Raw genomic sequence first — 22,498 nt, 5'->3', positions numbered from 1 at the left:
ACATGGATAAAATACGGGAATCAATACAAAATGGGGCTGTGAAAGGGGCAAGGATCTCCAAACGAATCTGTCAGATACACGGCACCCCTATGGTTGAATTTACAGAACCCAAAAGATCCAAGGATGAAGAGAATAGTCGAGTGCTTGACCCATTTTGTGTTGAGTGTGAGGAAGAGAAGAAGGAGAAAGATAAACAGCAAAAACTTGAAAAAGATTTGAATGCCGAAAGGTACATACAGACTTACAATGTTTTGGAGCGTGATAGTACAATACCTAAAGAATTTTCAGAGGCTAGTTTTGATAATTTTTTGGTAAAAACTGATGAAGAAAGAGCATTGAAGGAGTTTGCCGAAAATCAAGCGCAGAAGTATATTAAGGGTATGGAAGGCAATACACTGATAACAGGTGGTACTGGAATCGGCAAGAGCCATCTGTGCTTAGCAATGGCGAGGGCGATCAACGAGGGATATAAAGAGAATGGTAAACCTGTGAGCGTTCTATTTGTGTCACTAACCGAGATTGCCACAATAGTCCAAAGTGGCTGGAATTACAAAGAAGGGGCAACTCTCACAGAGCATGAAGCAATTAAAATGCTGATAAGACCTGATTATTTAGTTTTGGATGACTTGGGGGCAAAAAAAGCAATACTCAAACCAAAGTCAGAATGGGAACAGGGCTTCTTGTATAATGTGTTGAATAACAGAACCAATACCATTATCAACACGAATCTGATAGGCGAGGAATTGCAAACGGTCTATAACTCTCCTATTTTCAGCCGAATCCTGAAGGGACTTGAACATAATTCTTTCAAAGCGGAGGGAATAACAGATAAGCGTTTCAGAATCAGAAGAATGAAGGAGGAACTTGCAAAAGCCCAAAACAGGAAACCAGCAGAAACAAAACACGCCTAACATGTTACAAGAAAGGCTGGAAGGGAGACAAAATTGAAAAACTAGACAATAGCAAAGCAGGGTAGCCCTAAAATGGGGCACCCTTTTTGTTGTCTATATGGGTTTGGTAGGTACTTGGTGATTTTTTAAAAGGTAGCCCAAAAGTGGATCACCTATTCTTTGTATCGCTAAGTTGGTACTTTGCGACAAAAAAGTCGAAAACGTTAGATGAATTTGAAACAGACTGGGCGCGTGGGTTGGTTTGATAAGTTTGGCAAGGAAGAATTATCCGAGTTGCTGGTGGAGTGAAATGTTGGAAAATGTGAGACAGCATCACGATAGTTTCACGGGAAACCGATATAATCTCAGTAACGTCCATTTTTGGCCATAATTCAAAAGATTTCAACATGCTCAAATTTGAGCGGGTATAGTGAGGTTTTGGTGAGGTAAGTAGATAAGGTTCAGATAAGGTGTAAGGTCTAAAAAACTTTGATATATCGCTTATTTGGACAGGGTTGAACATGCTGAAAAGTGATAAGGTGCAGACAAGGTAAGCGAGGGGCTAGGGAAAGTAGGAACGGTAAGATTACGGTAAGGTTGGGCTAAGGTTATCGATCTAACGGCTGTACTTTTAGGTACACCCGTTGGAAAGGCTATAGATCTAACAAGAGTAGTTCCAAGTACGCTTGTCAAGTGAAGGTCAAAGCACGCGCCACAGAATCGATTTAGACAAACGAGAGCATGCCAACTTGAAGGGTTAGTATTTAGGTGGTATGATTACCCCATAGAACACTAGAACGCCAAATAGGACGAAGGAAGGGGATTTTAGAAGGTGGATAAAGAACTTAAAAAGTTGACTATCAAAAAGTTGAAAGAGTTACGCCGTTGGTTGATGGTGGTCGGTCTAACCTTGAATGACCTTAGAATCAATGAAGCGTTTAAGATTGAACTGATAACATTTGAATCCGAACAATTGGAGCGATTGGTTGGATATAGAAAGCAAGCACCAGAGGAAATCAATGAAATTATACAGGCGATTAACAAACTTCCACACAAGCGCCACAGGGCAACACTTATCATGGCTTATTTTGAATTGAATCGCCAACCAATTCCCCAGCAACTGAGAAGGCTGAATATCAGTGAGACGAATTACTACCTTTACAAAAATCAAGGACTCGAAGAGTTTAGCAGAATCTACCGCAGTGGTTGGTTGATTGATTACAGGAAATGGCAGAGGGTCAAGGGTTGGCTTGAGATTGCAACGTATGGGCAGACATGGAAGGCAAAGGCTTAGAACGTGCTGGAGGTCATTCTGACGGCTATACGCTTACAATTTGATTTATTTGAAACTAAAAAATCCCAGCCACTCCTAAAGCAACTGGGAAACCTTTACACACTATAATTATACCAAAAGGAGACAGATAGTGAGTAAAAAGCAGACAGACGCACAAATTCTTTTGCATGAGTTACGATCTATACCTAGATTGATTATTGCTTTGAAACAAGATATTGAAGCCACTAGGAGTTCCGTCTTGACGTCTCCTAAGTGGTCTGATATGAAAGTTAGCGGAGGTGTTAGAACATCCCAGGAAAGCAAGAACATTGCGATTGTGGATATAACAGCATACAATACCGAGGAAATAAAAAAACTAGTTGCTCGAAGAGAGGAAATTATTCAGATTATCATGAGTATACCGGATATGGTGCTTAGACACGTTTTGCTGGCAACATATGTCAATACTGAAACTTGTGATGAGGCTATGGAGTATCTAGATATTCGTAACAGGAACAAGTATTTCACGTTGAAAAGGAAAGCCGAAGAAAGTCTAGATTTGATATTGAAAGGGACGACATGTTGATGATGAAGATAAACTGACTCGGAGTTTTACCGACTCAGGCCAAAACCGAAACATGACCGAAACATGGAGTCACAGATAATCTGACGCACCAATTTAGTGCATTAGGTCAATCTTATACCCATACGGTAACAGTAGAATGCAGTAGGTAACAGAACGAAGCTGGAGCGAAGCACGAGAATACCCCACCGACCCTAAATAGGTGGGGTATTTGTGTTATACTTGATTTAGGCAGTAAAAAAGCGTAGCTGGTTGCCACGCTAATTCTTGCCTACCGAACTCATAAAAATAATTTGAAGGATAGACCGAGTACAGGTCTATTTTTTATTTCTCGATTTGCGGACTTTTTGCGCACCCTGTAGGGGTAGTGTCTGAATGAGTATGAATAGTTGAACTTGCCATAAATCCTATAAAAACAACGTTTAGGGCTTTATATGAACATGTATGAGGTTCTTTAAGGTAGATTAAGATATAGTATACAGTTGCTATGGAAGTTCATTTGTTTTTACGAGACGATAGTCCGTTTCATCTGCTTTTATTGCTTATCCGTGCTATGGGCCTGGGCTGGCTCTTTTTTAGTCTACTGAGAAATCGATTGAAAAGACCCTTCTTTTTTCATTTCTGTATTTATGAGTTGGTACTTGTAGGAATGGGTGCCCTGCATTCTGCTTTTTTTCATTTCCTCTTATTTGCAGAGCCTTTCATACTTTCGTGGTTACTATACCGGAATACCTACGAGAGTTTTCGTTTCTCTTCTTATTCAGTGGGGATTCTCTATCTAGGTTTTGATTTGTTACGAGGTTTTTTTCTGTTTTGTCTATATACAATCGTAGGTCATGAGTTTTTTGTTGATTTTCATCTTCTCCTGTATGGTTTGATAGCTGGTTTGTCCCTTCATACCTTATATTTGTTGTTTCAATCTTTCCATCGGTATTTGTTATTTATGGATGAGCCCTGTTTTCGGAAGCAGATTCGAACGTCTTTCTGTTGCTTTATTGTGATTCATTTTTTCTTAACTCTTTCGCAAATTGCGACTTGTTCGATGTTATCCATTGGTTGTTCCGGCTTTTTGCGAACAGCATCGCTTTATATTTTTGCTTTTGTTATCTTGCGGTTGCGGTTATCTATTCTTTCTTTTGAAAAAAAGGAAAGAGAAAATAAGTTACCTATGACGAAGCTCTGTAAAAAATTAGGGTGCATGTATCAAGATTTAAGGGGATTTCGGCATGATTTTGCAGGGATGATGGTGAGTTTTACGGTAGCAATTGAAAGTAGGGACTGGGAACTTGTTGAAAAATTGCATAAAGAGGTGTTGATGGAGGCCAATGAAGTCATGACTTCCCGAGAATATTCTTATTTTGATCTCTGTTTGTTGGAGGATAAGACGATTCGGAGTTTGATTTTCCATTATCTTTGTCAGGCACAGGAAAAAGGATTGAATTTTTATTTAGAAATTCGGGATAAGGTGCCTCCAATGGAAGTAAATCAATTAGCCTTAGTGCGGTTGTTGAATATCTTACTGACCAATGCTATTGAGGCGGCTCAGGTATCTGAGGAGAAACGAATTGATTTGGCTTTGTTTAGAAGTGATCAGGGGCTTGAAATGATTTTAGAAAATAGTCGTCCTTCTGGCGAGTTGAATATTCAGAAAATCTTTCAGCCTGATTGGTCAACCAAAGGATCTGGTAGGGGGACAGGGTTATTTACAGTTCAGCGAATCTTAAACCATGAGGAAGCCATGTTATTGGAGACTGAGATTGGTTCTCGGCATTTCACGCAACATCTAACGATAAGGAGTCAACTATGAAAGTACTGATTTTAGAGGATCAGGTTCATCATCAGATTCGATTGGAAGGAATCTTAGAGGAACTTGGTGAGGAACTTCAGCAAAAACTAGATATTCAGTCGACGGGTAAGTTAGAGGAATTTATGGCTTATCACGCGCAGGCAGAGGTTCATCAACTCTATTTTTTAGATATTGAAATCCAAGATCAGAAGCGAACAGGACTGGAGGTGGCGCGTGAAATTCGGCAGAATAATCCTTATGCGATTATCGTGTTCACTAGCTCCCATTCAGAATTTGCTTTGTTGACCTTTCGTTATCAAGTAGCAGCTTTGGATTTTATTCCAAAGGATTTGGAAAAAGATTTATTTCGTTTGAGAATCCGTAAGGTCTTGGAATATAGTCGCTCTCATTTTTTAGATTTGGATACTGGGGAAGACTTTTTTGATTTCAGTACCAAAGGGGAGCGACTCCGCATTCCCTTTCAAGATATTTTTTATATCGAAACAGCGGCTAGCTCGCATAAGTTAAGAATTGTTGGCAAAAATTTTATCAAGGAATTTTCTGGAACCTTACAAGAATTGCGTCGTTTAACCGATGGTCAAGGGAATGAACGTTTCTTTTGTCCTCATAAATCTTATTTGGCGAATATCCAAAATATTCGGGGATGGGATAGTCGAAAGAAAGAAGTTTTATTTTCTGGTCAAGCCAGTTGTCCCTTATCACGTCTACGTTTTACAGCCATGAAAGAATTATTAGACGAAAAAAAATAAAAATTTTTGAAAAAAAGTCTTGCATTTCTAAATTGGAGTTGCTATAATTATTCTTGTCCTTGAGACAGGATGGTCCGTTGGTCAAGGGGTTAAGACACCGCCTTTTCACGGCGGTAACACGGGTTCGAATCCCGTACGGACTATAAGTTGAGTCGGAGTTTCTCCGACTTTTTTGTTTGAAAAAATAAGACGCCCTCAATCAGTGATGATGTTCTGATTGGGGGCGTCTTTTCTTGGAAAAGGTATTAGTTCTGATTAGTCTGGGGTTTATGCCTAAGCCAGTGTTGATAGGTTAAGAAGAGTAGGAGGGAGATGAGACTAATCCAAAGACCGGGGTAGAAACCTTGTGGGACAAAGATTAGTTGGATATTACCAGTTCCTTTTGCAAGATCAATAGCCATAAATCCGGTTTGGGCTTGTCGAATTGGAATTTCCTTGCCATTTAGGTAGGCTTTCCAACCTTTGTCGTATGGGAGTGTTACAAAGAGGCTGGTTTCTTTATCTGTTTGATAGCGAACTTCTAGCTGGTTGTCCTGTGTACGAACTTGGGGTTGCTGTTCTTTTAGTTTGGTAAAGAGGGCTTCTAAACTTTCTTGTGGGACACTATAGACATGAGGTTCTTCGTAACTAGCTGCTGTAGCACTTGGGAAGAGGAGTTTGATTGTAACTTCTTTTGCTTCTGGGAAGTATCCCAAATCGAAGAAGGAGAATGTGTTGTCCAAAGTATAGGAGTAAGAGGCTCCGTCAATGAGAAGCTGAACAACAGAGTCTTCCTCGTCTGGAAATTGGATATTTGGGAGATTGAGGTAGAGCTGTTGATTTGCAGGTGCTTCTACCACAAAGGTTGTTTGGGGAGGAGTTTCTCCCTCTTTCTTGATTTGACGATCGGTGTTGCTTTCATAAATAGGAATTTGGTTAAAGAGAGGAGATTTGAGTCCAGTCAAGTGTTGTAGAAGATTTCGTTGGTTATCAAGGGTTAGTTTAGATAACTCGATATCTTCATACGTTTTCTGGGTTAGGAAGGCAAAGGGGAGAGCCCAGTGATTTTCTTTTAGTACATAGTCTCCTTCAACTTGAACTGGATTAAATCCTAGCCGTGGTGGTTGATTTTTACCAATGATGTAGCGGATACCAAAGAGGCTATCCATTAGGATAGTGTTATTTTGGTAACGGAGATTGAGGTTGCTACCAGAAGATTTGTAACCTAGGACATCCAGAGTACTGCTGGCTAAACGATTTCGGACAGATGAGAATTGAGAAATACCATTCAATCCGTACTTCATCGTATCATTTCCAGTTTGGACTTGGAGGAACTCTGTTCGATAGAGTCCGCTGTCCATCTTGTCTTTTAAGGACATTATTTCTTCTTGTCCTTTTTGGTAGGATTCTAGAGAGGCAAAGCCCCACTCATCGGCAATTCCTTGGATGTGGTAAAAGGAATTGCAACCAAGTTCTACGATTAGGAAAAAGCTAATCGCCAAGCTATAGAAGAGAGAGGACAATTTTGCTTTTTTATAAGCCCAGAATAGTAGTAAATAGGCTCCTAAGAATTCAAACGTTAAAAGAAAGTGAGTACTGTTGAGGTAGGAATAGTGTTCTTTCGCGAAATACCAAGTTAGCCCCCAACCTAAGACTAAAAAGAGAATGGAGAATAGAACTTGCTGAAACTGGAGTTCTTCCAATCGTTCTAAGACAGTTGCGGCCATCCAAACAAGGAGAATGGAGAAGAGCCAGGAATAACGGTGAAGGAACATGTTTGGCGCGTGGAATCCTTGCCAAAAGAGATCCAGTGCTTCTAGATAAAAACTAGCAATGAGGAAACTGATGAGTAGTCCATAGGAAAGTTTCACATGAAACGGTATGGACTTCAGGAGGAAGAAACAGAGACTGAGAATTAAGGGAATTAGTCCAACATAAATCATCGGAATGGATCCGTATTTGGTAGTATCAAAAGCTCCAATTAAGGTTTTTGCAAAGATATCGAGATACCAGGCAGCCTCTGTCAAGAGACGGTCAATCTTCGTTAAGGATTCTCCGTGACCTCTAAGATCTAAGAAAGTAGGGAGGAGCATGATGGCACTACTGGCTCCAGATAAGATAGATGTTATGAGGAAACGAGGAATACTTGCTAATCGCTTCTTGAAATCCCAGCTTAGTTGAACAAGATACCAGAGAGGTAGGAAGATGACCATCATATACCCAAAGTAGTAGTTTTGGATGAGAAGAAGCGTTAAAGTAATGTAGTAAAGACCTACTTGACCACGTTTGACAAGCTTATCTAGCCCATATAGAATAAGGGGGACTAGGATAAAAACATCTAACCAAGTTTTGATTTCAAGTTGACTTACTGTAAAGCTCATAAACGTATAGCAAAGTGAGAGAACTAAGGCTAGATAGGGTTTTAGATTTTTAAAAGTTCCTTTGATAGCGGTGAAACTTGACAATCCAATACAAGAAAACTTGAGGATTGTCAGAAGGTAGACAGCATTGGGCATACTTTTAACATCAAAGAAGTAAACCAAAGGGGAGAAAAAACTTCCTAAATAGTAGGAACTAAGAGCATAGAAATTTAACCCCAAGCCAGTTGTAAAGGAGTAAAAAAGAATACCTTTTCCATGTAAAATATCTCGTAAAGCAATGTCAAAGATAACGTACTGGTGAAACCCGTCTCCAAGCAAGGCGCTTTTGGGACTGGACCAGTAAATTTCCTGACTATAATAGAGTAGGATCATTCCAAGCGTTGGAATAATGAATGAGAGGCAGGGAAGATAGTACCTCTTAAGAAAATTGTTCATAATAAGTCCTATATAAAAATGGAGGCTAGGACATGAGTCCTGGCCTCGAAGTTTATCTGTAGATTTAAATGCTGGGAGAGGAGTTAATCTTTCCAAAGTTCCTTAACTTTAGCTTGTACTTCCTCATTATCAAGGAATTCGTCGTAGGTTTCGTCGATGCGATCGATAACGCCATTTTTTGAAAGTACAATGATGTGGTTAGCTAGCGTCTGAATAAATTCATGGTCGTGACTAGCAAAGATAATACTTTCTTTGAAGTTTTTCAGACCGTCATTGAGGCTTGAGATGGATTCCAAATCTAAGTGATTTGTTGGATCATCTAAAACGAGGACGTTGGATTTGAGTAGCATCATTTTTGACAACATGACACGAACTTTTTCTCCACCTGACAAGACATTAACAGATTTGTTAACCTCATCTCCACTGAAAAGCATACGACCTAGGAAACCTCGAAGGAATGTATTGTCATCTTCTTCTTTACTTGCAAATTGACGCAACCATTCTAAAATGGATTCATCACCTGCAAAGTCCTTAGAGTTGTCTTTAGGTAGGTAACTTTGACTTGTGGTTACTCCCCACTTGACAGTTCCTTCGTAATCAATATCTCCCATAATAGCACGGATGAGAGCTGTTGTTTGAATATCATTTTTACCAATGAGGGCTGTTTTATCTCCTGGTCGGAGGATAAAGCTAATGTTGTCGAGAATTACTTCGCCGTCAATCTTGACACTGAGATTTTCAACTGTCAAGAGATCATTACCAATTTCGCGTTCAGCTTTAAAGTTGATAAATGGGTATTTACGGCTGGATGGTACAATTTCTTCTAGGACAATCTTGTCAAGCATCTTTTTACGTGAAGTTGCTTGTTTAGATTTACTAGCATTTGCTGAGAAGCGAGCCACGAACTCTTGGAGTTCTTTGATTTTCTCTTCTGCTTTAGCATTACGATCTGCCTGCAACTTCGCAGCAAGTTCGCTGGATTCTTTCCAAAAATCATAGTTTCCGACATAGAGTTTGATTTTTCCAAAGTCAAGATCGGCCATGTGTGTGCAGACCTTGTTTAGGAAGTGACGGTCGTGGGATACGACGATGACGGTATTGTCAAAGTCGATGAGGAAGTTCTCTAACCAAGTAATGGACTGGATGTCCAAACCGTTGGTCGGCTCATCGAGGAGGAGAACGTCTGGTTTACCGAAAAGGGCTTTGGCTAAAAGGACCTTCACCTTCTCACCATTGGTCAGCTCACTCATGTTTTGATAGTGGAGATCTTCGGGAATATTGAGGTTTTGGAGCAATTGGGCTGCTTCACTTTCAGCTTCCCAGCCTCCTAATTCTGCAAAGAGTCCTTCTAGTTCGGCTGCGCGGACACCATCTTCATCTGAAAAATCAGACTTCATATAGATAGCGTCTTTTTCTTTCATAATGCTGTAAAGATGCTCATTTCCCATAATGACAACATCAATGACACGCTCATCTTCATAGTCAAAGTGATTTTGACGAAGAACGGATAGGCGTTCGTCTGGTCCTAGGCTAACATGACCTGTTGTAGGTTCAATATCACCAGCTAAGATTTTGAGGAAGGTGGATTTACCGGCACCATTAGCCCCGATAAGCCCATAGGTGTTTCCTTCGGTAAATTTGATATTTACCTCGTCGAATAGTTTGCGATCACTAAATCGCAATGATACGTCTGATACTGTAAGCAATGGACTTCTCCTATTTTTAATATTATTTTCATTTTACTAGAAAGGAGGCTATTTATCAAATCTTGACTTAACATACGGAAGACTATAAAATAGTATGCATCAGAAAAGTAATCTTGTCTCCTCTAAAGAGAGCTTGTGGTTGCTGCAAACAAGTGTGGAACAAGGTGAAGATTGGGCTGATAACTGACATTTGTTAGAAATAAAAGGGATGGGGTTTTCCCATAAAAGAGGTGGCACCGCGGTAAATCGTCCTCACAGATTTTTTTCTGTGCGGATTTTTCTTTTTATTTCGCTAACTGTAGAAAGGGATTCTATGTCTAAACCAATTATTTTAACAGGAGATAGACCGACTGGAAAACTTCATATCGGTCATTATGTGGGAAGTTTGAAAAATCGTGTTCTTTTGCAAGAGCAAGGAGAACATCAATTGTATGTATTTTTAGCGGATCAACAAGCATTAACGGATCATGCTAAAGATCCACAGACGATTGTAGAGTCCATTGGGAATGTGGCTCTCGATTATTTAGCAGCTGGATTGGACCCAACGAAAACGACAATTTTCATCCAAAGTCAGATTCCAGAGCTAGCAGAGTTGTCCATGTATTATATGAATTTGGTTTCACTATCTCGTTTGGAGCGTAATCCAACTGTCAAGACAGAAATTGCCCAAAAAGGTTTTGGAGAAAGTATTCCGACGGGATTTTTGGTATACCCTATTGCGCAAGCTGCGGATATTACAGCTTTTAAAGCGAACTATGTCCCAGTTGGGAACGACCAAAAACCGATGATTGAGCAAACGCGTGAGATTGTCAGAAGCTTTAATCATGTGTATCAAACGGATGTCTTGGTAGAGCCTGAGGGAATCTATCCTGAGAATGAATCAGCAGGGCGTTTACCTGGCTTGGATGGGAATGCTAAGATGTCGAAGTCATTAGGCAATGGGATTTACTTGGCGGATGATATGGATACTTTGCAAAAGAAAGTTATGAGTATGTATACAGATCCAAATCATATCCGAGTGGAAGATCCGGGTCAAGTAGAGGGGAATATGGTCTTTTATTACTTGGATGTTTTTGGGCGTCCGGAGGATGCACAGGAAATTCAAGCCATGAAGGAACATTATCAACGTGGGGGTCTAGGAGATGTAAAAACCAAACGTTACTTATTAGAGATTTTGGAAAGAGAACTCGGACCTATCCGTCAACGCCGTTTAGAATTTGCTCAAGATATGGGACAAGTTTATGAAATGTTGAGAAAAGGGAGCCAGGTGGCTCAAGAAGTTGCAGCTCAAACTCTTGATCAGGTTAAAGAGGCTATGGGGATTCGTTATTTTTGAAACTAGTTTATATTAGTTGACAATTCATTTGAGAGTGATAAAATATGTTCAATCGATTGGGGATACCTAATATGAAGTTTAAGAAAGAGGAGAACAACCATGTCAAATTGGGATACTAAGTTTTTGAAAAAAGGATATACCTTTGATGACGTCTTGCTAATTCCAGCAGAGAGTCATGTGCTGCCAAATGATATTAATTTGCGTACGCAATTGGCACCGAATCTAACCTTGAATATCCCTATTATTTCAGCTGCTATGGATACTGTGACAGATAGCCGGATGGCTATTGCCATGGCAAGAGCTGGTGGACTCGGTGTAGTTCACAAAAATATGTCTATTGAAGAGCAGGCGGATGAAGTTCGTAAAGTAAAACGATCTGAAAATGGTGTTATCATGGATCCGTTCTTCTTAACTCCAAATCATTCTGTATCTGAAGCGAATGAGTTGATGGAGCGTTATCATATTAGTGGTGTACCAATTGTAGATTCTTTTGAGAGTCGCAAATTGGTTGGTATTATCACGAATCGTGATATGCGTTTTATCACTGACTTTGGTCAGGCTATTCGTGAACATATGACCAGTGAAAATTTGGTCACTGCTCCGGTTGGCACAGACTTGGATATAGCGGAACGGATTCTTCATCAAAACCGAATTGAGAAATTGCCACTGGTTAATGAAGATGGTTCCTTGGCTGGTTTGATTACCATTAAGGATATTGAAAAAGTCATTGAGTTTCCAAATGCTGCGAAAGATCAATATGGTCGTCTGTTAGTAGCAGGTGCGGTGGGTGTTACATCAGATACCTTTGATCGAGCAAGAGCTTTGTTTGAAGCAGGTGCAGATGCAATTGTTATTGATACGGCTCATGGTCATTCAGCAGGAGTTTTGCGGAAAATTCGTGAAATTCGTGAAGTATTCCCTGATAAGACTCTTATTGCAGGAAATGTCGCAACTGCTGAAGGGACACGTGCACTTTATGATGCCGGTGTAGACGTGGTTAAAGTTGGAATTGGACCTGGTTCGATTTGTACAACACGGGTTATCGCTGGAGTGGGTGTACCACAAGTAACAGCTATTTATGATGCTGCGGGAGTAGCACGTGAATATGGTAAGACGATTATTGCAGATGGTGGTATTAAATACTCAGGTGATATTGTTAAAGCCCTAGCTGCTGGTGGTCATGCTGTAATGCTCGGATCGATGTTAGCTGGTACGGATGAGGCTCCAGGTGAAACTGAGATCTTCCAAGGACGTAAGTTCAAAACTTATCGTGGCATGGGAAGTTTGGCAGCTATGAAAAAAGGCTCCAAAGATCGTTATTTCCAATCATCTATTAATGAGGCGAACAAATTGGTTCCAGAAGGAATTGAAGGACGTGTTGCCTATAAGGGAGCTGCTTCTGATATTGTCTTCCAAATGGTTGGCGGTCTTCGCTCAGGTATGGGCTATGTCGGTGCAGGTGACCTCTCTCAACTTCGTGAAAATGCTCAATTTATGGAGATGAGTGGTGCGGGTCTTAAAGAAAGTCATCCACATGATGTGCAGATCACAAATGAAGCACCGAACTATTCAATGCACTAATAATAACTAAAAAAGCCAGATTGTTGTAAATCTGGCTTTTTATAGTGTTTCTGGTAGAATTTCTCCCTGATGAATGTTGAAAATCTGTAAATCTATAGGTAAAGTTTGTAAATGATCTAGTGAAGTAGTTGTCAAGAATGTTTGTATATCCCCACTGATGGCTTCTAATAATTTTGTTTGTCTTTGATTGTCCAATTCACTCATGACATCATCTAGGAGAAGGATTGGGCTTTCTCGAGTAACCTCTTTAATAAGTTGAATTTCTGCTAATTTTAAAGATAGAATGAGGCTTCTTTGCTGTCCTTGACTTCCAAATTTAGCATCCATGCCATTGATTGCAAATTGCACATCATCCCGATGGGGCCCGACGCTAGTTGTTCTTTTAAGGATATCGGTTTGACGTTTTTGACGAAGTATTTCTGTCAATTCTTTGACAAGAAATTGCAAATCAAGCTGTAAATTAATCGAACTTTCGTATTGAATGGTGAGATGTTCATTTTCTTGAGACAAATATTCTTGTTGTTTTTTAGCAACCGTCTCTAAATCATTTAGAAATTGAAGACGGTGCTGGATAACCCTAGCTCCATATTGGGCTAATTGTTCATCTAATACATCCAAATAATGAGGGTCGATGCTTTGTGCAGACTTTAGGTAGGAGTTTCGTTGTTTAAGGATATGTTGGTAGTGAGAAAGCTCTGCTAAGTAAGTAGGTTTGATTTGTCCTAGATCGATGTCAATAAACTTACGACGGATATTGGGACTTCCTTTGATTAATTGTAAATCTTCCGGGGCGAATAAGACAACATTCATATGTCCAACGTAGTTTGAAAGTTTTGCTTGTCGGAGATGGTTGACTTTCGTCATTCGTCCTTTACTGGTCCAAGAGACTTCTAAAGGGAGAGTCCCTGTCAACTTAGAGAGGACACCTTGTAAACGGAAATTATCCGAATTAAATTGTGTCAATTCCTTGTCAAATCGAGTTCGATGGCTTCGAGTTAGGGCTAGAAAATAGATGGCTTCAAGAAGGTTGGTTTTTCCCTGAGCGTTTTGGCCTAAGAAAACGTTTAGTCCTGGTTGAAACTGAAGGTTGACATCCTTGTAATTTCGAAACTGGTGTATTTCAAGTTCTTTTAACCACATAGTTAGCGACCTGGGAATCGTACAGGCTTCTTTTTGTCCCGAGTAGGTTTAGTGGAAGGCTGTTTTTTATTAAGTTCTTTTACTAATTTAGCGATTCGTTCTTTTTCTTTTTTGGCTTCCTGATGTTCGAGGAGTTCCTCAGAACTTGGTGCTTGAAGCTGTATTGTCAAATTTAAATCTGGAATAGAAATGTGGTCGTTAAGATATAATTTTTTACCACGACGGTTTTCTTCCTGGCCATTTAAGAGGACTGTTTTTTCTGCTAGGAAGGCTTTGACAGCACCTCCACTTTGAATAATTCCAAGATCCTTTAGTAGTGCTTGTAACGTAATAAAATCATCAAATAATTTGTAGTTCATAATATACCTCTGGGGTTATTATAGCATACTGATTCTATTCCTGCTTTCTAGTATGAAAAGTGGGTTTTTAACGGGATTAGTGGTATAATGATATCCTATATAGAATTAATTTCGAGGTGGTTATGGAATTAGTAAATGGCGTACATTTACATGTCATAAATAGTCATAAATTCAAGAGCAATGTTATCAAGATTCGCTTTACATCTACCTTGTCTCGGTACTCTGTCTCAGCGAGAGCTATTGTGGCTGCAATCTTAGAAACTGCCAATAAATCCTATCCTCGGTTAAAGGATTTACAGAGATACCTAGCTTCCTTATATGGCGCTGAGTTGTCAACCTCTGTTCATGTTATTGGAAATTTACATACTGTTGACATTGATTTGCTTTTTGTAAAAGATCGTTTTTTGAGTAAGAAGCAGTTTTTAATTGAGGGAATCTTTGATTTGATTTACTCCGTATTGTTTACTCCCTTAATTGAAGAGGATGCGTTTGCTCCATCCTTGTTTCAAACTGAGCAAGAGAATTTAATAGAGATATTGGAGCGAGAGAAGGAAAACGATTTTAGTCAAGCTCGGAATGAAAGTTTTAAAGTTTTCTACAATGATCATCCGGACTTGTCCTTGTCAAATTATGGGAATAAGGAATTACTTGAGTCTGAAACGGCTCGCTCTACTTATCGAGAATTTAAACGGATGATGCGAGAGGACAGGATTGATTTTATCTTTTTCGGTGAATTTCCGGAAAAGGTGATTAGGGAGCGTATTCGGAGCTGGAATTTGAATGCTCGAGAAGAGTTGAGCACTTTTAATCATTTTCAGCCAGTCAATTCAATCGTACGAGAGAGATTCCAAAAGGCTATGGGGCAACAATCAGTTTTGGATTTGGCCTATTTTACGCCAATTTTTCGGGATGAAAAATCTTACCCAGCTTTAGTTTTGTTAAATGCTTTGTTAGGACAGTTTCCACATTCCTTTCTTTTCCAAAAAATTCGAGAAGAGGAAGGGTTGGCCTATACTGTGGGGAGTCAACTCCATGTATTTTCACATCTTTTTCGCATTTATGTAGGTTTTGAGGCTTCGAATCGCAATGTCATCTTTAAGCAGATTCGACAAGAGATGAATCGTATACGAAGAGGCTTCATTAGCGAGGAACAATTACTCATGAGTAAAAAGATGTTATTGGATCTCATGATCCAGGTAGAGGATTCGCCAATGGCTATGGTGGAGAGAACCTATCAAACGGCTATGTTTGGAGCAGCCTATGGGTTAGATGGTTCATTTCAAAAAGCTTTGGAAACAGTGACAGCGAAAGATATTCAAACAGTTGCTCGCAGTTTACAGCTACAGTCAATGATATTTTTAGAAGGGAGTAATGAATGAGAAATCTCGAAGAAAAACGTTTTTCTAGTATTGATGAGACTTTGTTTACCTATCGTTTTTCCAATGGTTTTTTATTACGGATGCTTCCCAAAAAAGAGTTCAAAGAACAAGCTGGTTTACTAACTGTCAATATTGGTAGCTTAGATTGGGATGAAAGCGAGCCTGCTGGATTAGCACATTTTTTAGAACACAAAATTTTCGAGACAGAGTCTGGAGAAGATTTTTTACTCAAGTTTACAGAGTCAGCAATTGATAGTAATGCCTTTACAAGTTTTGGATATACGGGTTACACATTTTCCTCTAGTAAGGAGATTTCTGCTAGTGCACGATTGTTGTTAGAAATGATATCTAGCTTTACAACATCTCCGAAAGCAGTGGACAAGGAGAAAGAAATTATCCTTCAAGAGTTAGAAATGTATAAAGCTGATCCAGATCAAGTTTTGTATACCGAGGCCTTGGCTAGAATGTATCCACATACGCCATTGGCGATGGAAATTGTAGGTAGTCGGGAGTCGATATCACAAATCGATTTAACAGATTTACAAAGAATTTACAGAGATTACTACCAAGCTCAAAACATGCAATTGTTTTTAATTGGTGATTTTGATCCTGTGGAATTGGTAGGGTTGTTGGAGGATAGTGTTTTGAGGTTGTCAAATCAGACGGATTCAAGACCTCTTCGAAATCCCCTTTCTTATCAATCTGTAAAGTCTGGAGAATCGATTCGTATGGATGTTTCAAAAGCAAAGTTGGCCATTGGCTTACGGGGGAATCAATCTTTACAACAAGAAGAAATCTTTGTCTACAAAGTCAAGTTGCAATTGTTTTTCTCCTTGTTGCTAGGTTGGACTTCACAACGTTACCAAGACTTACTGGATTCAGGGAAGATTGATTACTCTTTTCAATTTGAAATCGAAGTTCAAGAGCTTTATCACCATGTATTTTTTTTCTTGGACACTGATGAACCTGTTTCCCTCTCTCATCAATTGAGGACTATTGTGAAACGTTTTGAACAATCAGCTGATTTGTCGGAAGAACACCTTGATTTATTGAAGAATGAGATGTATGGCGATTTTATCCGACAATTGGATCACTATGATTTTATATTTAACAATTATTTAGTTGGGGTTGAGGGATTGAATCTTTTTGATCTTCCAGCAATCCTCCCTAATATTCATCTTGTCGATGTGCTTGAAGTTGGACGTGAATTTATTGAAACCTGCGACATGATGGATTTTACTGTTTTACCGAATTATACCTAGAAAGAGAAGGACCCTGATATGAGAAAAGTGACAATCGGTGAAGTACTGCGTCGTGAACGTATTCATCAAGGAAAAAAGTTGAGTCAAATTCAGAAAGCTGCAGATATTCAAGTTGAATATCTAGAGGCTCTTGAAAATAATGATTTTGACCAGTTACCTAGTCCATTTTATGCCCGTTCGTTTATCAAAAAATACGCTTGGGAACTAGGCTTAGACGATAAAATTTTACTTGCGGCTTATGAAAATGGATCGATGGTTGCCTATGATGAAATTGAAGTAGATGAGGAATATGGACGTACGACACGGATTGAAAGACGTAAGATAAAATCTTACCTACCTGTATTTTATTTTGTTCTTATATCTTTGGGAATTCTTGGGTCAGTTGGTTACTTTGTATGGAATTACTCGACCAATCATGTTTCTGAAACCCCGATAACGAGTTCTAGTACGAGTCAGGAAGAGAAGGTTGCAGATAAAGAAAAGCAACAGGAAAAATTAGACATTTCTGTTTCCACTCATGCTGGGGTTACTTATGTAACAGCAGCAGGAGCTAGTGAATCTGTTGAATTGAAGATTAGTCGGTCTCAAAACACAGACACTTGGGTCAGTGTTTCTGAAACGGCAGCTGCAAGTGGAATAGCCTTAACCTCAACGAATCCAAGCTTCACAGAGGAGTTGGTAACCAATTACGAATTTTACATTGGACTAGGAGATCCGAGCCTAGTAGAAATGACTCTAAATGGAGAAAAAGTCTCACTCGAGAATCTACCTGTGGAAACAATCACACTCGTCTTGCGAACAAGTTCAACAGCTATTCAAAATTCATCCGAAGATAGTTCATCAGAAAGTAGTTCCACATCTGATGAAGTTTCAACTAATACAGAATCAAGCCTTCAAGATGGGGGCTTAGAAGAGTGAGTTATTTATGAAAAAAGAAAATATCCCTAACCTTTTAACCCTCATAAGAATCGCCATGATTCCTATCTTTATTCTGATTCTTAGTCTACCGAATCGCTCCGATTTACATTGGATTGCAGCTTTGATTTTTGCAGTAGCTAGTTTTACAGATTATTTGGATGGCTACTTGGCTCGTAAGTGGCAAGTGGTTTCGAATTTTGGCAAGTTTGCAGACCCTATGGCTGATAAACTCCTGGTTATGTCTGCCTTCATTTTGCTGGTTGGACTTGGGTTTGTTCCAGCTTGGATTGCAGCTCTCATTGTTTGTCGGGAGCTAGCTGTGACAGGCTTGCGTTTGCTTCTTGTTGAGCAGGGAGGAACGGTTTTGGCTGCGGCAATGCCTGGTAAAATCAAAACCTTCTCCCAAATGTTTGCCATTATTTTTTATCTATTCCATTTCACTCTATTAGCTGACATTACGCTTTACATCGCCTTATTCTTTACCCTTTATTCAGGTTATGATTACTTTAAAGGCGCTTCCTTCTTATTTAAGGATACATTTCAATAATGAAAAAAAATAGTATTGAGGTTCGCAATCTTAGTTTTCGATACCAAAAAGAAGATGTTCTCCCTACCCTGGATCAGGTAGAGTTCCACGTGAAACAGGGGGAGTGGTTGTCAATCGTAGGACATAATGGTAGTGGGAAATCTACCTTGGTACGCCTATTAAATGGGCTATTAGAAGCCGATCAAGGACAAGTCTTGATAGATGACCAAGTATTAACCCCTGAAAATATTTGGGAAAAACGGCAAGAAATGGGGATTGTTTTCCAAAATCCCGATAATCAGTTTGTCGGTGCGACAGTCGAAGATGATGTCGCTTTTGCCTTGGAAAATAATCAAGTTAGCCCTGAAAATATGCACTTGCGAGTAGAGGAAGCACTTAAGACTGTAAATATGTGGGAATTTCGAGATCGAGAGCCTGCTCGCTTATCTGGAGGACAAAAGCAACGGGTAGCCGTTGCAGGTGTCCTGGCCTTACAGCCTAAAATCCTTATTCTTGATGAAGTGACCAGCATGCTAGATCCAGAAGGTCGTAAAGAACTGATGGAGACTATCGCGGCGATTCGAAGACAGCAAGATATTACAGTTTTATCCGTCACTCATGATTTGGAAGAAGTAAGCCTAAGTGACCGGGTCTTGGTTATGAAAAAAGGGCGAGTGGAATCTATTCAAACACCTAATGAGCTCTTCCAACGACCAGATTTAGAGGATGTAGGGTTAGATCTTCCTTTTACACGCCAATTACTAGAACTACTAGATTTAGATGTATCTAGCTACCTATCAGAAGAAGAATTGCAGGACTATTTATGGGAATTACAGTTTCCAAAGTAAGCTATAGCTATCAAGCTGGAACACCTTTCGAAGGACCAGCCTTGTTTGATATTGATCTAGAACTTGCTGAAAAAAATTACACAGCTATTATTGGTCATACAGGAAGTGGAAAGTCAACACTTCTCCAACTACTTAACGGCCTCTTACTACCGACTAGTGGACAGGTTCGAGTTGGAACTCTTATTTTAGAGGCTGGAAAAAAACAAAAGGACATTAAACAGGTTCGAAAACGGATTGGTATGGCCTTTCAGTTTCCAGAAAGCCAGTTGTTTGAAGAGACTGTCTTAAAAGATGTTGCCTTTGGCCCCCAAAATTTTGGTGTTTCTAAAGAAGCAGCCGAACAATTAGCTAGAGAAAAACTAGCTCTAGTGGGGATTGATGGAGAACTATTGGAGCGTAGTCCATTTGAACTTTCTGGTGGACAAATGCGTCGTGTAGCTTTAGCAGGAATTTTAGCTATGGAACCAGAAATACTGGTTCTTGATGAGCCAACTGCTGGTTTGGATCCCGCAGGTCGGAAAGAGTTTATGCAGTTATTTGCTAAATTACATGCAGAAGGGATGGGAATTATCCTAGTGACTCATCTCATGGACGATGTAGCCAATTATGCTGACTATGCCTACCTTCTTTCAAATGGGCGACTTGAAGCACAAGGACATCCTAGAGATCTTTTTCAAGATGTGGAGCGAATGAATGAACTCCATCTAGGTCTGCCGAAAGTAACCCAGTTTGCTCTAGGACTAAGAGAAAAAGGAATGATGTTTGATTTCCTCCCCACAACACTAGCAGAATTTAAGGAGTCCTATCATGGATAAGCTTATTTTAGGTCGCTATATTCCCGGTGATTCCGTTATTCATCGCTTAGATCCCAGAGCTAAATTACTAGGGATGTTTGCCTTTGTTCTCATGATATTTTGGGCCAATAATTTTATGACGAATGTTGTCATTCTATTGGTTACAGGGCTTCTCTTATTACTGTCAGGTTTACCCATTAAAGTCTATTGGGATGGCTTAAAACCGATGTGGTTTCTCATCTTCTTTACGATTAGTTTCCAGTTGTTTACCTTGAATTCAGGAGAAGCATTGTTTCAGTTTGGTTGGTTGACAGTTACAGATACTGGATTGACTCAAGCCGGAATCATATTTGTCCGTTTTCTAGCGATTGTCCTCTGGTCAACTGTTCTAACCTTGACAACAATGCCTCTTACACTTGCAAGAGCGATTGAATCTCTCTTAAAGCCTTTAAACCTATTTCATTTCCCAGTCCAGGAAGTTGGTTTAATGTTGTCAATGAGTTTACGTTTTATTCCAACCTTGATGGATGATACGGTCAAGGTTATGAATGCTCAGCGAGCGCGTGGAGTTGACTTTGGAGAAGGGAATTTAGTCCAAAAGGCCAAGTCCTTCATTCCTATTTTGATTCCATTATTTGCTTCGAGTTTTAAACGTGCAGATGCCTTAGCGACAGCTATGGAAGCCCGTGGTTATCAGGTCGGTTTACCACGAACAAGCTATCGTAAACTTCAATGGCACTTTCGAGATACCTTGTCACTTCTTTTACTAATCTGTCTAGCATTAGCTCTCTTTTTCCTTAAAAATTAGCTTTTATTACAAAAAAATGGTGTAAATATCATCTCCTTGTAACAAACGTTACTTTTTCTATAAGAAAAGGTAATAAACAGCCTGTATGATAGGTTGTAGGAAAAAAGGAGAAAAGAATGCGTAAAGATCAAAAACAAAAGTATAGAAATTTTGGAATCCTGTCAGCGGCTTCTGCCCTTGTAATTGGTGGGACTGTATTGGCAGAAAACTATACTGGAAGTCAAGAAACTACGTCTTCAACTATTAAAAAGACAGAAACTGTAGCTTCATCGAGCTCAGTAAGAAAATCTACATTTTCAGATAAAAAAGCAGCCTCTAGAGAAGAAAACAACGAGGTTACTACAGAAAAAGTGGGAGAGGTATCTGAATTCACAGAAGAAGGCATGGGTGTTCAAGCGCAGGCTAGTACACCTGCTTCACGGCAGGAAGCCATTGAAGTGACTTCTCTTTCAAATACTGCAGAAACGTATACTTATGCAGCACCCGCAAGTTTGCCAGCTGCTCAAGGAAATTATTCAAACGCAGTAGCTGGCTCAGCTGTATTGGCTAATGGAAATACTGCTGGAGAGCATGGAATCTATGCTGCAGCCCGTATGGCAGAGTTGACAGGTGTATCCGCTTCAACGTGGGAAAACATTATTGCTCGTGAATCAAATGGGAATATTTATGCAGCCAATGCATCTGGTGCCAGCGGACTTTTCCAGACTATGCCAGGTTGGGGATCAACTGCTAGCGTAGATGATCAAATTCAAGCGGCTTACAATGCTTACAGTAATCAAGGCCTAGCTGCTTGGGGATATTAATAGGAAAATTGTAAAAAAGAATATCTAAGATTGGGAATTCTTACTTAACGAGAAAGATTTCTTTTAGTGATTCTGTTTGAAATCTAGCGTAGTATGAAACTGCTCAAGAAGTCAATTATTAAAAAAGGGAACATACACTTGGTATGTTCCCCTTTTTTAGGTTCTTATTTAGATAAGATTTGCTGTTTTAGGTTTTTAAATTTAAAGATACGTCTTGTCCTTAAGAGCCCTACAATTTCTATTTAGAGCTTTCACCCATTATAGAGTCGATAGGGCTTATAATTGTATCTCAGTTGCTTCCTTACTTCAAAAAAGAGGTTAAGTCTTGTGTTTTTGCTAGTAACACTTGTGCACCGTTTTCGGTTAGGGAATCAGATGTTCCATAGCCCCATTCCACTCCAACGCATCCGATTTGGAGATCCCGGCCAGCTGCCATATCAAAGCGTGTGTCTCCAATGATAAAGCTTTGTTCTTTAGGTGCTTTTGCGACCTCTAGGCCTCGTTTGAGAACATCGATTTTATCATGGGAATCTGGAAGAGCTCCAAAGACTTCTTGGAAATAAGGTTGGAATTCGAAGTGCTGGACCATAACCTGGGCCATGGGTTGGTTTTTACTAGTGGTAATAGCTAAGTAGTGACCTTGCTCTTTTAACGTCTGTAGAGCTTCCTTTATCCCAGGATAGGGGTCGGCCTGGTAAACTCCTTTTTCCTTATAGTAGTTTCGGAAGAGGCGAATAGCTTCTTCAACTTTATCTTCAGAGAGATATAGGGCAAAGGATCGTTCGAGTGGAGGTCCAATTAAGGTGTCTAACTCTGAATCATTGGGAACTGTAAGATTCAGTTTTGAGAATGCATATTGAAATGCTGCTCTAATTCCTGGTCCACTATCAACCAGGGTTCCATCTAAATCAAAAAATAAAAACATAAATCCTCCTTTACGA

Annotated in this window: 20 protein-coding genes, 1 tRNA gene and 1 other annotated feature; of the genes, 16 read left to right on the top strand and 5 right to left on the bottom strand. The window is 39.7% G+C overall.

Features of this window, described 5'->3' with window-relative positions; all coding sequences use genetic code 11:
• Positions 1-2: 2 nt before the first annotated feature.
• The 6 genes from ACXM1Q_RS01520 (at position 3) to ACXM1Q_RS01495 (ending at position 5,445) form a co-directional block, all read left to right on the top strand.
• Positions 3-911, top strand: coding sequence for an ATP-binding protein (locus ACXM1Q_RS01520; protein WP_458515534.1), 909 nt, complete (start codon positions 3-5; stop codon positions 909-911).
• Between the two features lie 811 nt (positions 912-1,722).
• Positions 1,723-2,184, top strand: coding sequence for a hypothetical protein (locus ACXM1Q_RS01515; RefSeq protein WP_458515533.1), 462 nt, complete (start codon positions 1,723-1,725; stop codon positions 2,182-2,184).
• 130 nt (positions 2,185-2,314) lie between these two features.
• A complete protein-coding gene (locus ACXM1Q_RS01510; protein ID WP_458515532.1) occupies positions 2,315-2,749 on the top strand; it encodes a DUF1492 domain-containing protein in 435 nt (144 codons plus the stop codon).
• Positions 2,750-3,914: 1,165 nt separating this feature from the next.
• Complete coding sequence (locus tag ACXM1Q_RS01505; protein WP_458515531.1) at positions 3,915-4,553, top strand: GHKL domain-containing protein; 639 nt, start codon at positions 3,915-3,917, stop codon at positions 4,551-4,553.
• Positions 4,550-5,302: a LytTR family transcriptional regulator DNA-binding domain-containing protein gene (locus ACXM1Q_RS01500; protein WP_458515530.1), complete on the top strand. Its 753-nt coding sequence runs from the start codon at positions 4,550-4,552 to the stop codon at positions 5,300-5,302. The genes ACXM1Q_RS01505 and ACXM1Q_RS01500 overlap by 4 nt, the downstream gene beginning before the upstream one ends.
• A gap of 71 nt (positions 5,303-5,373) precedes the next feature.
• Positions 5,374-5,445 (top strand) — tRNA-Glu (locus tag ACXM1Q_RS01495).
• 102 nt (positions 5,446-5,547) lie between these two features.
• On the opposite strand, the gene ACXM1Q_RS01490 is transcribed toward ACXM1Q_RS01495, so the two are convergent.
• Together ACXM1Q_RS01490 and ACXM1Q_RS01485 are read right to left on the bottom strand one after the other, a co-directional pair.
• Positions 5,548-8,097, bottom strand: a complete 2,550-nt coding sequence (locus tag ACXM1Q_RS01490; protein ID WP_458515529.1) for a YfhO family protein — start codon at positions 8,095-8,097, stop codon at positions 5,548-5,550.
• Between the two features lie 83 nt (positions 8,098-8,180).
• Positions 8,181-9,803, bottom strand: a complete 1,623-nt coding sequence (locus ACXM1Q_RS01485) for an ABC-F family ATP-binding cassette domain-containing protein (RefSeq protein WP_458515528.1) — start codon at positions 9,801-9,803, stop codon at positions 8,181-8,183.
• Between the two features lie 85 nt (positions 9,804-9,888).
• Positions 9,889-10,060, top strand: a binding site (T-box leader).
• Positions 10,061-10,116: 56 nt separating this feature from the next.
• On the opposite strand from ACXM1Q_RS01485, the gene trpS reads away from it, so the two are divergent.
• The gene (trpS, locus tag ACXM1Q_RS01480) at positions 10,117-11,139 is read left to right on the top strand and encodes a tryptophan--tRNA ligase (RefSeq protein WP_458515527.1); all 1,023 of its coding nucleotides are present in this window, start codon (positions 10,117-10,119) and stop codon (positions 11,137-11,139) included.
• Between the two features lie 99 nt (positions 11,140-11,238).
• A complete protein-coding gene (gene guaB / locus ACXM1Q_RS01475) occupies positions 11,239-12,720 on the top strand; it encodes an IMP dehydrogenase (RefSeq protein WP_135036749.1) in 1,482 nt (493 codons plus the stop codon).
• Positions 12,721-12,759: 39 nt separating this feature from the next.
• Here guaB and recF read toward each other — a convergent pair whose 3' ends face one another.
• Positions 12,760-13,860: a DNA replication/repair protein RecF gene (gene recF / locus ACXM1Q_RS01470; protein ID WP_458515526.1), complete on the bottom strand. Its 1,101-nt coding sequence runs from the start codon at positions 13,858-13,860 to the stop codon at positions 12,760-12,762.
• A gap of 2 nt (positions 13,861-13,862) precedes the next feature.
• Complete coding sequence (yaaA, locus tag ACXM1Q_RS01465) at positions 13,863-14,219, bottom strand: S4 domain-containing protein YaaA (protein ID WP_458515525.1); 357 nt, start codon at positions 14,217-14,219, stop codon at positions 13,863-13,865.
• Between the two features lie 122 nt (positions 14,220-14,341).
• On the opposite strand from yaaA, the gene yfmF reads away from it, so the two are divergent.
• The 8 genes from yfmF (at position 14,342) to ACXM1Q_RS01425 (ending at position 21,557) form a co-directional block, all read left to right on the top strand.
• Positions 14,342-15,598, top strand: coding sequence for an EF-P 5-aminopentanol modification-associated protein YfmF (yfmF, locus tag ACXM1Q_RS01460; protein ID WP_458515524.1), 1,257 nt, complete (start codon positions 14,342-14,344; stop codon positions 15,596-15,598).
• Positions 15,595-16,860, top strand: a complete 1,266-nt coding sequence (yfmH, locus tag ACXM1Q_RS01455) for an EF-P 5-aminopentanol modification-associated protein YfmH (RefSeq protein ID WP_458515523.1) — start codon at positions 15,595-15,597, stop codon at positions 16,858-16,860. The genes yfmF and yfmH overlap by 4 nt, the downstream gene beginning before the upstream one ends.
• An 18-nt stretch (positions 16,861-16,878) precedes the next feature.
• On the top strand, positions 16,879-17,778 hold the full coding sequence (locus ACXM1Q_RS01450) for a helix-turn-helix domain-containing protein (protein WP_458515522.1): 900 nt from the start codon (positions 16,879-16,881) through the stop codon (positions 17,776-17,778).
• 7 nt (positions 17,779-17,785) lie between these two features.
• Positions 17,786-18,325: a CDP-diacylglycerol--glycerol-3-phosphate 3-phosphatidyltransferase gene (gene pgsA, locus ACXM1Q_RS01445; protein WP_135038536.1), complete on the top strand. Its 540-nt coding sequence runs from the start codon at positions 17,786-17,788 to the stop codon at positions 18,323-18,325.
• Entirely contained in the window at positions 18,325-19,152 is an 828-nt protein-coding gene (locus ACXM1Q_RS01440; protein WP_458515521.1) for an energy-coupling factor transporter ATPase, read from the top strand. The genes pgsA and ACXM1Q_RS01440 overlap by 1 nt, the downstream gene beginning before the upstream one ends.
• A complete protein-coding gene (locus ACXM1Q_RS01435) occupies positions 19,128-19,967 on the top strand; it encodes an energy-coupling factor transporter ATPase (RefSeq protein ID WP_458515520.1) in 840 nt (279 codons plus the stop codon). Before ACXM1Q_RS01440 ends, ACXM1Q_RS01435 begins: the two co-directional genes overlap by 25 nt.
• Positions 19,960-20,754 carry an energy-coupling factor transporter transmembrane component T family protein gene (locus ACXM1Q_RS01430; RefSeq protein WP_458515519.1) on the top strand — a complete coding sequence of 265 codons (795 nt, stop codon included), beginning with the start codon at positions 19,960-19,962 and terminating at the stop codon, positions 20,752-20,754. The genes ACXM1Q_RS01435 and ACXM1Q_RS01430 overlap by 8 nt, the downstream gene beginning before the upstream one ends.
• Positions 20,755-20,870: 116 nt before the next feature.
• Positions 20,871-21,557, top strand: coding sequence for a lysozyme family protein (locus ACXM1Q_RS01425; protein ID WP_458515518.1), 687 nt, complete (start codon positions 20,871-20,873; stop codon positions 21,555-21,557).
• Positions 21,558-21,858: 301 nt separating this feature from the next.
• Here the strand turns inward: ACXM1Q_RS01425 and ACXM1Q_RS01420 are convergent, their stop codons facing one another.
• A complete protein-coding gene (locus ACXM1Q_RS01420) occupies positions 21,859-22,482 on the bottom strand; it encodes an HAD hydrolase-like protein (RefSeq protein ID WP_458515517.1) in 624 nt (207 codons plus the stop codon).
• Positions 22,483-22,498 lie beyond the last annotated feature (16 nt).

The sequence above is a fragment of the Streptococcus sp. 10F2 genome (assembly GCF_054331515.2).
The sequence above is the reverse complement of the archived record's forward strand: the minus strand, read 5'-3'. Positions and strand labels throughout refer to the sequence as shown.

Coding starts and splice junctions, on each gene's coding strand:
- ACXM1Q_RS01520 (WP_458515534.1), top strand. CDS start 3: ATGGATAAAATACGGGAATCAATACAAAATGGGGCTGTGAAAGGGGCA.
- ACXM1Q_RS01505 (WP_458515531.1), top strand. CDS start 3,915: ATGACGAAGCTCTGTAAAAAATTAGGGTGCATGTATCAAGATTTAAGG.
- ACXM1Q_RS01500 (WP_458515530.1), top strand. CDS start 4,550: ATGAAAGTACTGATTTTAGAGGATCAGGTTCATCATCAGATTCGATTG.
- ACXM1Q_RS01490 (WP_458515529.1), bottom strand. CDS start 8,097: ATGAACAATTTTCTTAAGAGGTACTATCTTCCCTGCCTCTCATTCATT.
- trpS (WP_458515527.1), top strand. CDS start 10,117: ATGTCTAAACCAATTATTTTAACAGGAGATAGACCGACTGGAAAACTT.
- guaB (WP_135036749.1), top strand. CDS start 11,239: ATGTCAAATTGGGATACTAAGTTTTTGAAAAAAGGATATACCTTTGAT.
- recF (WP_458515526.1), bottom strand. CDS start 13,860: ATGTGGTTAAAAGAACTTGAAATACACCAGTTTCGAAATTACAAGGAT.
- yaaA (WP_458515525.1), bottom strand. CDS start 14,219: ATGAACTACAAATTATTTGATGATTTTATTACGTTACAAGCACTACTA.
- yfmF (WP_458515524.1), top strand. CDS start 14,342: ATGGAATTAGTAAATGGCGTACATTTACATGTCATAAATAGTCATAAA.
- yfmH (WP_458515523.1), top strand. CDS start 15,595: ATGAGAAATCTCGAAGAAAAACGTTTTTCTAGTATTGATGAGACTTTG.
- ACXM1Q_RS01450 (WP_458515522.1), top strand. CDS start 16,879: ATGAGAAAAGTGACAATCGGTGAAGTACTGCGTCGTGAACGTATTCAT.
- pgsA (WP_135038536.1), top strand. CDS start 17,786: ATGAAAAAAGAAAATATCCCTAACCTTTTAACCCTCATAAGAATCGCC.
- ACXM1Q_RS01440 (WP_458515521.1), top strand. CDS start 18,325: ATGAAAAAAAATAGTATTGAGGTTCGCAATCTTAGTTTTCGATACCAA.
- ACXM1Q_RS01435 (WP_458515520.1), top strand. CDS start 19,128: ATGGGAATTACAGTTTCCAAAGTAAGCTATAGCTATCAAGCTGGAACA.
- ACXM1Q_RS01430 (WP_458515519.1), top strand. CDS start 19,960: ATGGATAAGCTTATTTTAGGTCGCTATATTCCCGGTGATTCCGTTATT.
- ACXM1Q_RS01425 (WP_458515518.1), top strand. CDS start 20,871: ATGCGTAAAGATCAAAAACAAAAGTATAGAAATTTTGGAATCCTGTCA.
- ACXM1Q_RS01420 (WP_458515517.1), bottom strand. CDS start 22,482: ATGTTTTTATTTTTTGATTTAGATGGAACCCTGGTTGATAGTGGACCA.